A 13902-nucleotide genomic window follows, 5' to 3' on the forward strand; every position below is an offset into this window, starting at 1 on the left:
CGGCGGCGGCGCCCGTCCGACCGGTCGTCGCCGCCGGAGGCGTGCCGCCCACGGTCGGCGGGTGTGGCTTGGGCGGTCAGGCCGCCGGGCGCCACCGCCGACGGATGCCGCGGGGTAGCAGCACGGCCAGCAGCACCGCGCCCGCGACCACCGCTCCGGCGACGGCGGCGACAGCCAACGCCCGCTCGCGGGCCGCGGCCCGTCGGGCGCGCCAGGCCAGCTCCGCCGGGTCGGCGCGGTCCACCGGCAGCCCGGCGGCCTGGCTGACCCGACCGGTGGGCTCCGCCCCGGTCTCGGTGACCGCCCGGTACGGGTTGAGCACCCCCGCGCCGTACCCGCCGCCGGAGCCGTCGCCGGGCGCCGGGTCGGCCGTGGCGAGGATCCGCTGCGCCACCTGCGCGGCGGTCAGCCCGGGCCGGTACTGCCGGACGAGGGCCGCGGTCGCGGTCACGAACGGGGCGGCGTAGCTGGTCCCCTCGGCCTGGCGGTGGCCCTGCCCCGGGGCGGCCATCAGCACCTCTCCGCCGGGGGCCACCAGGTCGACGTACGGGCCGGTCTGGGAGAACTGGGCGCGCCGGCCGTCGGAGCCGATCGCGCCCACCCCGAGCACCCCGTCGTACGCGGCCGGGTACGGGCGCGGATCGCCGCTGTCGTGGAGGTTGCCCGCGGCGGCGACCACGACCACGTCCCGCGCGAGGGCGTAGCCGACCGCCGCGCGGACGGCGGAGTTGTCGGCGTACAGCACGACGGAGAGGTTGAGCACGTCGGCGCCGTGGTCGACGGCCCAGCGGATGGCGCGGGCGAAGCCGGCGGCGCTGACCGTACGCCCCGACTGCTGCCCGTCGACCACCTGCTGCTCGCTGACCCGCACCGGCAGTACGCGGACCCGGGGCGCCAGGCCCTGGAACGCGACGCCCGGGTGCGGGACGGCCGCGATGATGCTCGCCACCCCCGTTCCGTGTCCCGCGCAGTCCCGGCTCCCGTCGCCACCCGCGTCGAGGAAGTCGGCGCCGTCGAGGACCCGCCCGGACAGTTGCGGGTGTTCGCGGTCCACTCCGGAGTCGATCACGGCCACGGTCACCCCGGCCCCGGTGGCCAGGGCGGACAGCCGCTCGGGGGCGTATCGCCGCTGGGGCCACGGGACGGACGCGACCGGCCGGGCCGGGGCGAGCGGTGCGGAGCAGCCCGGCACGGCCCGCGCGGCGGCACCCGGAGCGACCGCGCGTGTCGCGGCGGCGGGTGATGCGGTGGCCGGCGCGGCGAGCAGGGTCGCCGCCAGCGCGGCGAGGGCCGGGCGCGCGGTGGACCGGGGCATCGACGCCCTCCGTATCGTGTCGAGTCCGGAACGGGATGTTATCTCCATCTGCGCCGTCCGGTGGGCCGCCGCACGCCAGCCATTGTGATCTTGAAACTACCTTGTAGGTTGTACGCGATGCCTATGGCCTGTTCGCGGGAGGAGAGGTGGCCGTGACCGACTGGGAGCCGGCTACCGAGGCCGAAGCGGCGATGCGGGACGCGCTCCGCGCCAACGACCAGGAGCTCTACTTCCGGATCCTGGCCCGTATCGAACTGCTGCTGCCGGTCCCTGCGGAGGTGCTGGCCGGGCAGGCGTCGACCGGGTGGGGCACGTGGACCACCGGCGGGCGGACGCACGTGCTGGCGTTCACCTCGCCCGCCGCGCTGCGCGCCTGCCTGGGCGAGAACTCCACCCCCAGCCGTCGCAGCGCGTACGCCGACCTCGCTGGCGACTGGCCGAACCACGAGTGGTGGCTGGCGGTGAACCCGGGCCTTCCCATCGAGGGGTACCTGCCCGCCTGGTTCGTCTCCCAGTTGTCCCGGGGCGACGTGCGGTTGCCCGGGCGCACCATAGGTGCCCGGGCGCGCCTGGAGCGCGCCGAGACGGCGGCCAGGGCCCGGGCCAGCGCCGCGGTTCCCGGGTGGGACGGGCGGGAGCCCGGTGCGCCCGAGTCGTCGCCTGCCGGGGCGGCGCAACACGACCCGGCGCTGTACGACCCGGCGCAACGCAATCCGGCGCAACGCAATCCGGCGCAACACGACCTGGCGCAACACGACCTGGCGCAACACGACCCGGCGCAACACGACCCGGCGCAGCCACCGCCGACGGGCCCCGCGCCCGGCCCGACCGTCGCGTCGGCGGCGCCCGTCTCGCCGGGGGCGGCCGGGGCGAGGACCGTGTCCCGGCCGGTCAACCCGCCGTACCGCCGGCCCGCCGAGGCGGTCCCGGGGTCGCCGGTCCCGCCGTACGGGGACCCGCAGGGCGCCGCGCCGGGGCCCCGACCCGGTCCGGTCGAGGTCGGCCCGGGCCGACCTGCCGACGGCCGCGGCGTGTCACCTCCGGCCGAGCCGGCCGCCAGCGGATCGGCGTGGCTTACCGTGCCGCGACGGCGGCCGTTGGCGGAACTCTCGCCGAGCGGGCCGACAGCCGAGCCGGCCGATCGGCCCGCCACCCCGCCCGCGTCCTTCTTCGAGCCGGCGTCGAGCCGGAACCGAGCCGCCCGTCCGGTCGGTGAACCACATCGACCCGCCGACCGGGCCGTTCCGCCGGCCCGGTTCGCCGGCGTCAGCCAGGCGTTTCCCCGGCGTACCGCGCCGGACCAGGTCGGCGAGCAGACGACGCCCACCGTCCGCCCCGCCGGACCGGAGGTGGAACCGCCGACCGTGGCGTTCCCGCCCGCCGCCGTCGAGTCGCGGACCGTCGCGTTTCCGGCTGCCCCGGCCGAGTCGCCGACGGTGGCGTTCTCGTCGGCCGCGGCCGAGTCGCGGACCGTCGCGTTTCCGCCTGGCCCGGCCGAGTCGCCGACCGTCGCGTTTCCGGCTGCCCCGGCCGAGTCGTCGACGGTGGCGTTCTCGGCTGGCCCGGCCGAGTCGTCGACGGTGGCGTTCTCGCCCGCTGCGGCCGAGTCGCCGACCGTCGCGTTCTCGCCTGGCCCGGCCGAGTCGTCGCAGGCGACTCCCGGCCCTGGCGACGGGGCCGCCCGAAGCCCGCGGCCCGGCGCGGCCGCCGAGCCGCCTCGGCCCGCTTTCGACGAGGAGGCGACGCGGGCGTTCCGGCCGGTCACGCCCGCCCGCCCCGTCGTACCCTCGGGTGGCACGGCGGGGGAGGAGGCCGGCCGGCCGGCCGGGACCCGCGACGAGTTGCCCCGCCGCCGTCCGGTGTCCGGTCTCGCTCAGGCGTTCCCGAGCTCTCGGTCCGCGCCGGGCGACGCGAGGGCCACGGAGCCGCGCCCGGCGAGCGGCGAGCGGCGGGAGGAGTTGGCTCCCTCGGCCGCCGAGCCGGTCTCCGGGCCGCCCGCCTCGCGTCGCTCCTTCTCGCCCATCGTCATCGAGGGCACCGTCATCGAGTCGCGGGAGCTGCCCGCCGTCGACCCGATGCCTGAGGGGGCCGTTCCGCCTGCGTCGTCCGCCGCCGGGCCCAGCGCCCAGGCAGCCGCCGGGCCTGGCACCTCGGCAGCCGCCGGGCCCGGCGCCCCAGCCGCCCCCGGGCGTACGACTCTCCCGGCGGACGCCGTGGCCAGGCCCGCCCCGGAGCAGCCGGCGAGTACGGCACCCGCCGAATCGGGGCCCGGCGGGCGGACGCCGCCTGCCGCACCGGCCGAGGACCTCTTCCGTCCGGCCCCCCGGTCGTCCGTCGCGCCGGCCGACGAACTGTTCCGCCCGGCCACCTCCGCCGCCGACGTGCCTCCGGCCATAGTGGACCCGGCGCCCGAACGGGTCGCGCCGCCTGCGCCCGAGCCAGCGGCGCCGCCTGCGCCTGAACGGGTGGCGCCGCCTGCGCCCGAGCCCGTGGCGCCGCCTGCGCCCGAGTTCCGGCCGGCCAACGAGGTCGAGGAGAACCTGCTGGTCGCCGCCGGGGCGGGCAGCACCGACAGCTTCCTCAGCACCCTGCTGCTGGCCCGGGTGCTGCTGCCGGTCGCGTGGGACTCGGCGCCGGACAGCGGCCCGGGCGACCCGGGCTTCGTGTGGCGCACCGAGCAGTTGGACGGCGACACGTACGTGGTGGTCTACACCTCCCCGGAGCGGATGGCCGACCACCTCGACGACCCGGTCGAGACGGTACGGGTCAGGTTCGTGCAGCTCATCCGGCGCTGGCCCGACGCCGCCTGGTCGTTCGCGGTGAACCCGAACACCCCCGTCGGCGCGAAGCTGCCCGGCGAGCAGATCGTCGCGTTGGCCAACTGGGCCGCCGAGGTGGGGCTCGGCGACGACGCGGGCAGCGAGCCGGAGCCGGAGCCGGTGCCGACGGTCGGCGGACGGTCGGCGAACGCCCCGCGGCCGGCCCCGCCGCCCGCCGACCCGAACCGCCCGGTCGTGATGCAGAAGGTGATCTCCCCGAGCCAGCTCTCGTACTACCTCGAGCGCGGCTACGACCGGGTCTCCGGCTTCGTGCACCGCGCCAGCGAGCTGGCCCACCTGAACACCCCGGCCCAGCTGTACGGCGCACTCGGGCTCGGGTATCCGGGCTCGTCGTTCTCCCGTGACGCGGAGGAGATCCACGTGCTCCGCTGGCCGGCCTACCGGCCGAGCCTCTACCGCATCCCCTACGGCGGGCAGAACGAGGCTGCCATGCGGGCCATGGAGGGCTGGGTCATCGAGCGTCCCCCGTTCCGGGGCAACGGCTTCGCCCCGGGCGAGAGCAGCGACATCGTGGCCGAGTTCAAGGTGGACAGCGCCCGGCTGCCGCACGGCGCGCAGCTGTGCCGGATCGGCGCGGACGGCACCGAGCGGACGATCGCCGTCCTGGACACCGACGCGCTGCACTGGCGACGGGTCGGGGGAGCGTGATGCGCGACGGCTACGTGGCCCGCTGGCGCGGGCGGGAGTACCAGGCCAGCCCGGACGGCGACGACGTGCGGCTGTACCAGCCGGAGCCCGGCGACGGGTTCGCGGAGGTCCGCCCCGGCCGCCACGTCCGGGTGGTGCCGGCGACGGAGCTCGACGACCTGGCGTACGTCCGGACCACCTGCACCTGGCAGGGGCAGCCGTTCATCGTCCTCGGCGAGCACGACGGCTGGCTGCGGGTGGAGTACACCGGTGGGCGCTGGCCGGTCGCCCAGGCGATGGGGCTGGAGGTCTTCGACTTCGGGGTCTACCAGGGCTGGGCCCCGGCCGCCGAGGTCGCCGACCTGCGCGAGAAGCGCCTCTGAACCCGGGCCGACCGTCAGGACTTCGCCCAGCGCAGGATCTCGCCGAGCACGACCTCCCGGGCCTCGACGTGCGGGAAGTGCCCCACGCCGTCCAGCAGCCGCCACTCGTACGGGGCGACGACGTACCGGCCGGACCCCTGGGCGGTACGCGGCAGCGAGGCCTCGTCCAGCGCGCCGTGCAGTTGCAGCGTCGGAGTGACCAGGGGCTTCTGCATCAGCTTGACGAACCGGTAGCCGTGCAGCCGCAGCACCGACCGGAACGCCCAGCGGTAGCCCTCCAGCGCGCAGAACGCCGCCTGCGGGATGCGCATCGCCTCCCGGCAGCGCCGGGCGTACGCCTCGAAGTCGGGCCCGTGCACCCAGCGCGGCCCGCCCCAGCGGCGCAGCATCTCCTCGACCGCCGCCGCGCCGTCGCGGGTGAGCACGTGCTCGTACCGGGGAAGCTGGAACTTCAGGGTCGGCGTGGAGGCGGCGAACTGCCCACGCGGGTCGGCGAAGATCGCCGCCCGTAGCCGCAGCGGGTGCGGGGCGCCGAGCACCACGAGCCGGCGCACGAGCTTCGGGTGGAACGAGGCGGCGGTCCAGGCGATCAGGCCGCCGGCCCCGGAGCCGACCAGGGTGGCGGAGCGCTCGCCGAGGGCCCGGATCAGGCCGGCGACGTCGGCGGCGAGGGTGTAGCCGTCGTACCCCCGGGGTGGCTTGTCGCTGGCGCCGTAGCCGCGCAGGTCGACCGCGACCGCCCGGAACCCGGCGTCGGCCACCGCCGGCAGGATGTCGTGCCACGCCCACCAGTGTTCGGGGAAGCCGTGCAGGAAGAGCACCATGGGGCCCGTGCCCGCCTCGACGACGTGGAAGCGGCTGCCGTTCGCGCCGACGAACCGGTGCGTCCACGGCCCCTCGGTCAGGACGCAGGACTCGTCGACGGCGCCGCCGCGCTGCTGGCTCATGGCCCCAGCCTAGGTCCCCGGTGCCGGTGGCCGCCCCGCCGGCCGCGAAGGGCGATGCCCGGGCAGGTCACCTGCCCGGGCATCGCGGTGGTACGGGTTGTCGCGTGGATCAGGAGAAGCGGACCTTGATCGAGGTCCCGTCCTGCTCCAGCACCCTGATCTTCGTACCGGTGGCCGGCACCTTGACGCCGTGGTTCGGCAGCTCCGGGTACCAGTACTGCTTGGTGTCGTCGAACAGCGGCTGCGCGGCCTGGCCCCGGATGTACTGGGGCTGGCTGTTGATGTGCAGCGTGAACGAGTCCGCCTTCGTCAGGCTGAACGGCGCGTCGTAGACCTGGACGCGGGCCCGCCAGGGGTTGCCGGTCAGGTTGTAGATCGGCCGCGGGTGGGCGTCGATGATGAGGTTGCGGCCCTCACCCGGGTGCACGAACGTGTCGTTGTCCGCGTACCGGAGGTTCCAGTACGAGATCAGCAGGCCCTCCTGGTACGCGTAGTGGTCCACGTAGTCCGGGCGGGTGTTCGCGTAGCCGAAGTAGTACGGGCCGGTCTTCAGGTACTTGTCGTACGAGACGTACGACCGGTGGCCGGCGATGTAGTAGTTGTCGAAGAGCCGGGTGTACGTCGCCTCGACGATGCTCCAGCCGTTGAGGGCCCAGCCGTTGGCGCCGGCCTCGGCACCGTCGCTGAGCAGGGTCTGCCCGTCGGCGGTGACGGTGATGGCGTCACCGTAGAAGCCGCCTTCGGAGACGCCGCCGTCGGTCTGGTAGCGCAGCCGGAACTGCACCGTCTGACCGGCGAAGGAGTTCAGCGGGACGTTGACGTCGACCCACTCGCCGCCGCTGGAGCCGTCCAGGGCGAAGCGCCCGGCCGAGATCTCCTTGAAGGCCGTGCCGCCGGCCGTGCCGGGCTGCGGGTTCCAGGTCTGGCCACCGTCGGTGGAGACCTCGAAGAAGAGGTAGTCGTAGTCCGCCTCGATGGCGTAACGGCCCTTCATCGTGACCGCGGCGCTGGTCTTCCCGGTGAGGTCGATCGTCCGCGACATCGACGTGTTCAAGTCGTCGTCGTTGCCCGAGAAGAACTGCTTGGTGCCCTCGAACGGCGCGCCGTTGTCGAACGTGTACTCCCGCTGCGGGAGCACCACCACCGCGGCCTGCGCCTTGGCGGAGTTGTACTCCTGCGGGCCGAGCTCCAGGGTGCGCTTCTGGCCGGCCTTGACGACCTCGTAGTCGAGCCAGCCGAGCTGGAGCTTGTTCCAGGCGCCCAGGTCGCCGCCGCGCTCGCCGATGCCGGCGTCGTCCTTGGCGCCGAGCCGGCTCTGGGCCATCAGGGTCCAGTGCTCGTTGTTGTTGTCCCCACCACTGGTGACGTTGTAGTCGTCCGGCAGACCGAGGTCGTGGCCGTACTCGTGGTAGAAGACGCTCCGCCCGCCGTTCTCCGGCTGGATGGTGTAGTCGCCGATCCAGATGCCGGTGTTGCCGATCTGGGTGCCGCCGAGCGGGTTGCCGGCCGGGCCGGTCCGGCCCTGGTCGGAGGCGAAGGCGTACCAGCGGTGGCTCCAGATGGCGTCCTCACCCTGGTGCGGGTCGCCGTCGGCCTCGTCGCCACCCGCGTGGACGATCTGGAAGTGGTCGATGTAGCCGTCCGGCTCGTTGAAGTCGCCGTCGCCGTCGTGGTCGTACCGGTCCCATTTGTCCATCGCCTGGAGCTCGGCGGCGATCTGGGCGTCGGTGCGCCCGGCGGCCTTCTGGCCGGCGACCCACTGGTTGGCGGCGTCGCGGACCAGCGCCCAGGTGTTGGTGCAGACGTTCGAGCCGCAGGGGTAGCCGCCGGATCGGCCGTACCGGGCCTCGTTGTACTGGACCTTGACCCAGTCGGTGACGACGCCGTCGACGCTGTACCGGCCCGAGGACTGGGCCTCGTAGTACTGCTTCAGCGACTCGTTGCCCTGCCCCGTGCCGAAGTACAGGTTGCGGAAGTAATCGGCACTGAAGTCCGGCTGCCAGACGGTGGAGTTGTCCACCGCCCGGTTGGGCTGGGGGATCTGGTTGCGCACCGGACCGTCGAACGTGGTCGGGCCCGGGGTGTCCGGGTCGGTGTCCTGGTCCGGGTAGTTCGGGTGCCGCTCGTTGCCGAACTCGGCGAGGATCACGAAGATGTGGTCGGTCTGCTGGCGGGACAGCTCGACGTACTGGTCCTTCGTCTGAGCGGTGGCCCTGGCCGAGCGGGCGCCCGCCCCCTGGACCTGGGTCTTGCCGACCTTGACGACGGTGCTGCCGTTGATCTTTTCCGCCTTGGCCCGGCCGGAGAGGACCTCGCTCAGGCCCTCCTGGCGCAGCGCCCGCCGCTTGTCCTCGAGCGGGTTGGGCAGATCATGATCAGTCTGTGCGGGCTCGCCGACCGACGGGGCGGTCGCCGGGAGCTTCGGCGTCGGCGCGGCGCTGGCGGCCGTGCCCGCCACCAGTCCCGTCGCCGTCAACGAAAGCCCGATCAGACCCACTGCGACTTTGCGCACGTGGTACCTCCGGTGTGAAGGAACCGGCCCAACGGGGGTACGGGCCGGTGAGACGTCCACCAATGGGACTCATGGTGAACATAGAGTCTCCTGGGACGGGTGGGAAGATGCGCGCGTCGATTTGTAGCAAGTTTTTGAAGGAAATGCTTCGCGACGTCACAATCACACCCGTCGTTCGGTCGGCGGAGGCCGCCCGAACGACCGACGGAGCATCCCGATCCGTGGTCGGTGGACGCGGACGCGGAAGGGGCCGGTGGCGTCACGCCACCGGCCCCTCCAGTTGATCCTCAGATCAGTTGCTGACCCTCACGACCATGTCGTCGGTCGGGTTGGTGCCCTGCTGCACGATCTCGATGCGGGTGCCGGTGCCGGCCACCTTCACCGAGTTCCAGGCGTTGCCGCTCGTCCAGTACTTCGACAGGCCGCTGTCGCTGAACACCGGGTTCGGAGCCAGCTCCGGAACGGTGACCGCCACCCCGTTGAGGTGGAAGGTCTGCGCCGGCTTGGTGTACAGGCTGAACGTCGCGTCGTAGCCGTTACGACGGTTGGTGATGTTGTTCTGGCCGGGAACCTTGATCTTGTCCGGGCGGACGTCGACCGGCAGGTTCAGGCCGTAGCCCGGGTGCTGCGAGGTGTTGTTGTCGCCGTAGGCGTAGTTCACGTACCAGACCAGCATGCCGGGCTGGACCGAGAACCGCTCCACCCAGTTCGGGCGGGTGTTGTTGAAACCGTAGTTGTACCCACCGGTGCGGAGCGTGTCGTCGTACCCGAAGTACGTCCGGTTCTCCGCGATGTAGAAGCGCGGGTACGTGTCGGTGACCGTGCCGGTCATCCGGGTGAAGCCCTTGGCGGTCCACGCCGCGTCCAGGGTCTCCGCGTCGTCGGTCCAGGCGGCGGCGCCGTTCTTGACGAGGGAGATGTTGTCCAGGAACGCGCCCGCGAGGTGCACGCCGCCGTCGGTGGCGTAGCGGTAGCGGAACTGCACGGTCTGCCCGGCGTACGCGGACAGGTCGTAGGTCAGGTCGACCCAGTTGCCGCTGGTGGAGCCGTCGACACCGGTCTCGCCGGCGTCGATGAGCGAGTTGCTCAGCTGGGCCCAGCTGGTGCCGCCGTTGGTGGACACCTCGGCGTAGAGGTAGTCGTAGTCCTCTTCGATGTCGTACCAGGCCTTCGCGGTGATCGACGCGGAGGTCGCACCGGTCAGGTCCAGGCTGCGGGTCAGCGAGGTGTTCAGGTCGTCCGCGCTGCCGCCCCACCACTCGTTCGCGCCGGCGAACGGGGTGTTGTACGAGGTGCTCTGGGTGGTTGGCGGCAGGTTGACCACGACGGCCTGCGCCTTCGGGCCGTCGCTGTCACCCGCCGGGCCGAGGGTCACCTGGGTGGTGCCCTTGCCGTACTCGACCGTCGAGTAGTTCAGCCAGCCGAGGAACAGCTTCGAGTACGGGTCCATGTAGCCCGGGGTCGAGCCGATGTCGTCGGTGCCGTGGCTCAGCCACGAACCCGAGGCCATCAGGCTCCAGAAGCCCACCCCGTTGTCGCCACCCGCGGTGTCGTAGTAGTCCGGCAGACCGAGGTCGTGGCCGTACTCGTGGGCGAACACACCGAGGCCACCGTTCTCCGGCTCCGTGGTGTAGTCACGGATCCACATCCCGGTGTCGCCGATCTGCACACCGCCGGCCAGGTTGCCCGCCGGACCGGCGACGCCGGCCAGGTTCGGGAACGCGGCCCACCGGTGCGACCAGATGGCGTCCTCGCCCTGGGCACCGCCGCCGGCCTCTTCGCCCTCACCGGCGTGCACCGCCTGGAAGTGGTCGATGTAGCCGTCGGCCTCGTTGAAGTTGCCGTCGCCGTCGAAGTCGTACCGGTCCCAGATGTCGAACTGCTTGAGGTAGTCCTTGATCTGCTCCGGCGTCTTGCCGGCGGCGACCTGCGACTGGTACCACGACGTCGCGGTGTCCTTGACGAAGTTCCAGTACCCGTCGGCCTCAGAGATGGCGTTGCTGCCGTACCGGGTCTCGTTGTAGGGAACGGTGACCCAGTCGCTCACGTCGCCGCCGACGGTGTACCGGCCGCCGGACTGCTTGAGGTAGAAGTCCCGCATCGACTCACCCTGGCCGTAGAACATCTCCAGGTAGTGGGCCCGGTCGAAGTTGGACCGCCACAGGGTGCTGTTGTCGTCGGTGGCGCTGCCGTCCCAGTTGCGGTCCGGCTGGGGGATCTGGTTGACCTTCGGGCCGGCGGTCCCGCCGGTCCGCGGGTCGGTCTGGTTGCCGAACTGGACCAGCATGGTGAAGATCGGGTCGGTCTTCGGAGCCTGCTGGTACTCGACGAAGAGGTCGTCCTTGACCTGGATGACCTTCGAGCCGTTGCGCGTCTGAAGCTTGGCCTTGCCGTTCAGCAGGTCGGCAATCGCCTGCTTCCGGACCTCCCGCCGCTGATCCGCCAGCGGATCGGGGAGGTTGTCCTTGCCGTGCTTCGCCTTGTCGGCGCCGGAAGCCGGCTCCGCCGTCGGAGCGGCGGACGCCGGGGCCGTGACGACACCGGCCGCCAGCAGCGCGGCTGCGGCCGAGGCCAGGCCCGCTGTGACTCGTCTCCTCAAAGGTCCTCCTCCTTTGTGGATCTGTTACATGACGGGCGCGGCCGAGGCCGGCCCTGTCACGCGATGCGTTCCTCACCCTGGCAGAGCCAACGACGGTTGTCACGAGGCAATACGGTCAGGAAAACGTTGAACGGACGTGCGGAAAGCTTTCAAATCAGGTGCAATCGGCGCAGCAATCCGGCTCTGGTTCGCGTTACGTTTTGGCCACGATCACGCGGGCCGGGCGACGTTGTGGAGCCCCGGCAGGGAGCGCCGGCGACTTCGAAAACGTCGCATGGATCGATGGGAAGAGGGCCCGAGACGACGAACGGCGGGACCCGCCCGGAGCAGTGTGCTCCGGTCAGGCCCCGCCGGGTGTTCCGACGCGCCGGTGCGGGGTCAGGGCGTCGCGGCCGTGACCTTCACCTGGGCGTACGAGTTGTCCTTCGCCGCCTTCGTGATCGTCAGCGTGACGCCGTAGTTCACGCCCTGGTCACCGGGGTTGCCGGTGCCCAGCACGATCGCGCCGCCACCGAGGACGGCCCCGTAGTACGCCGTGCCCGGCGTCCCGTCCGGGTTGGTCACCCGGGTGGTGTACGGGGCGTTGCCCCGCGACGGCAGCACCACCGAGGCGTCGCTGTCCCGGGCGAACGCCGAACCGTTGCGGATCTCGATGCCCGGGTACCAGGTCTTGGCGTCGGTGAACGCCGGCACCGGAGCCTGCGTACCGAAGTCCGTGCAGTACTCGCTGTACGGCTCGTTCGCCGCCTCCAGGCACTCGCGGAACGGGTACGTCGGGTTGAGGCCGAACGCGGCGTTCGCCGACTGCGGACGGCTGGGCAGGTTGTCCAGCGTCGACGGGTCCTTCACCGCCGCCTCGCCCTGCCGCCGGTACGGGTCGAAGTGCGAGTCCACGATCAGCAGGCCGCCCTTGGCGCCGTAGCTCGGCAGCGCGGTCAGCTGCGCGGTCACGTGGTTCACGTCGCCCAGCGCGGTGTCCCGATACCAGACCAGCATGCCCGGGGCGTTGTACGAGACCCGGTCGACCTTCCACGCGTCGCGCGAGTACACCGTGTCGTACGTGTACTTCAGGCCGGCGTCGAAGCCGTCGAAGTTGCGCCACTCGGCCAGGTAGTAGTGCGCCCGCACCTCGGTGCCGGAGTTGGCCCGCCAGCCCGCGCCCGTGGTGTCGGTGAAGGTGCCGACGGTGGCGGTCCAGCCGTTCGCGCCGCCCTCGACGTCGTCGCTCCAGGTGGTGGCGCCGCCGCCGGTGACCGAGAAGTCGTCGGCGAACCAGCCGCGCTCCACGAACGCCTCGTCGGTGGCGTAGCGGAGCCGCACCTGCACCGTCTGGCCCGCGTACGCCGAGAGGTCGACGTAGTCGTGGCGCCAGCCGTGGGTGTCACCGGTCAGGCCGTACTTCTTGTTGCCGAAGTCGACCATCCGGCCGTTCGGGTCGGAGTAGTTGTCGGGCGTGGTGACCACGGCGCCGGAGGCGCCGTAGACCTTCTGCTCGGACCACGTCGCCCCGCCGTCGGTCGAGACCTCGACGAAGCCGTAGTCCCAGTCCGCCTCGATGACGTAGTTGTTCCACATCCAGAACTTCGCGTCGGCCGCCGCCGGCACCGCCACCTGGCGGGTCAGCCGGACGTCCGCCCAGTTCTGGTCGGCGCCGCTGTGCCACATGTTTCCGCCGCTGTGCGGCGTGGCCAGGGTGATCACCTTGTTCGGCAGGTCGACCTTGATGCCGTCCGCGGTGCCGACCGGGGTGCGCGAGGTCTGACCGAGCTGGACGGTGCGCGGGTCGGAGCCCGGGGCGATCGTGACGGGGTCGGCCCAGCCGAGCACCCACTTGTCCCACAGGCCCATGTGCGTCGGCAGTGCCTGGAAGATCTCCCCGCTGTGCGACCCGGAGGCCATCAGGTCCCAGAAGTCGACGTCCGAGTCGGCGTTGCCGGAGGTGTCGTACAGGTCCGGCAGGCCCAGGTCGTGGCCGTACTCGTGGGCGAAGACGCCGACGCCGGCGTCCTCCGGCTGCACGATGTAGTTCGCCACCTGGAGGTTGGTGCCCGGGATGGGGTAGCCGCCGGCAACCGTCGAGGAGTGCGCCCAGACGGCATAGACGCCCTCGGCGCCACCGCCGCGCGACTTGCCCTGGCCGGCGTGCACCAGCACCAGGTGGTCGATCACGCCGTCCGGCTCGAAGAGGTTGCCGTCACCGTCGCGGTCGCCCTGGTCCTCGATGTCGTAGTCGGCCCACGGGAAGTTCGGGTCCGTCTGCGCGAGGGCGTCGATGGCGTCCGTGGCCAGCCGGCTCGCGCCGGCCGGGTTGTCCGGGTGACCGTTCATCGACTGCTGCCGGCCCGCGACCCAGTTGCCGTTCTCGTCCTGGAAGCAGCGGGAGGCGGCGTACCAGCCCTCCGAGTGCGGCACGGTGATCCACGGGCTGGCCTGCCCGTCGACCGTGTACGCGCCCTTGGACATCTCCAGGTACATGTTGTGCATGGTCCGGCCGGCGAGGCTGATGCCCGGCTTGCCGTCCGGCCCGGTCAGGTCCGTGCGGACCCGCTCGGTGATGCCCTCCTTGGTGTAGAGCATCTTGTCGTAGGGCGTGTCTCGTGGATCTTCGGGGCGGGTTTTGCTAGATAGATTGGCGTGTCTCGACGACATGAGCTGACCGATGACGAGTGGGCGCTTCTG

General features: G+C 72.2%; 7 protein-coding genes. 2 read left to right on the forward strand and 5 right to left on the reverse strand.

The genetic code is table 11. The features are described from left to right. Positions 1–76 precede the first annotated feature (76 nt). A complete protein-coding gene (mycP, locus tag ACGFIZ_RS24710; RefSeq protein WP_393422911.1) occupies positions 77–1315 on the reverse strand; it encodes a type VII secretion-associated serine protease mycosin in 1239 nt (412 codons plus the stop codon). Positions 1316–1467: 152 nt separating this feature from the next. Here mycP and ACGFIZ_RS24715 point away from each other — a divergent pair, with 152 nt between their 5' ends. Together ACGFIZ_RS24715 and ACGFIZ_RS24720 are read left to right on the forward strand one after the other, a co-directional pair. Next, positions 1468–4803, forward strand: a complete 3336-nt coding sequence (locus ACGFIZ_RS24715; RefSeq protein WP_393422913.1) for an SseB family protein — start codon at positions 1468–1470, stop codon at positions 4801–4803. Next, complete coding sequence (locus ACGFIZ_RS24720) at positions 4800–5165, forward strand: hypothetical protein (protein WP_393422915.1); 366 nt, start codon at positions 4800–4802, stop codon at positions 5163–5165. Before ACGFIZ_RS24715 ends, ACGFIZ_RS24720 begins: the two co-directional genes overlap by 4 nt. 14 nt (positions 5166–5179) lie before the next feature. Here the strand turns inward: ACGFIZ_RS24720 and ACGFIZ_RS24725 are convergent, their stop codons facing one another. From ACGFIZ_RS24725 to ACGFIZ_RS24740, 4 genes are all read right to left on the reverse strand, one after another. Further along, positions 5180–6112, reverse strand: coding sequence for an alpha/beta hydrolase (locus tag ACGFIZ_RS24725; RefSeq protein WP_347666679.1), 933 nt, complete (start codon positions 6110–6112; stop codon positions 5180–5182). A gap of 109 nt (positions 6113–6221) precedes the next feature. Then, positions 6222–8609, reverse strand: coding sequence for an immune inhibitor A domain-containing protein (locus tag ACGFIZ_RS24730; protein WP_393422931.1), 2388 nt, complete (start codon positions 8607–8609; stop codon positions 6222–6224). Positions 8610–8916: 307 nt separating this feature from the next. Further along, positions 8917–11223: an immune inhibitor A domain-containing protein gene (locus ACGFIZ_RS24735; protein ID WP_393422918.1), complete on the reverse strand. Its 2307-nt coding sequence runs from the start codon at positions 11221–11223 to the stop codon at positions 8917–8919. A 378-nt stretch (positions 11224–11601) separates the two neighbouring features. Beyond that, the coding region (locus ACGFIZ_RS24740) for a M6 family metalloprotease domain-containing protein (protein ID WP_393422920.1) at positions 11602–13902 on the reverse strand (2301 nt) is incomplete at its 5' end.

The sequence above is a fragment of the Micromonospora sp. NPDC048830 genome (genome assembly GCF_043198215.1).
Taxonomy (GTDB): Bacteria; Actinomycetota; Actinomycetes; order Mycobacteriales; family Micromonosporaceae; genus Micromonospora.

Bases quoted from the DNA above. Each gene is read 5' to 3' on its own strand.
- mycP (WP_393422911.1), bottom strand. From the start codon at position 1,315: ATGCCCCGGTCCACCGCGCGCCCGGCCCTCGCCGCGCTGGCGGCGACC.
- ACGFIZ_RS24725 (WP_347666679.1), bottom strand. From the start codon at position 6,112: ATGAGCCAGCAGCGCGGCGGCGCCGTCGACGAGTCCTGCGTCCTGACC.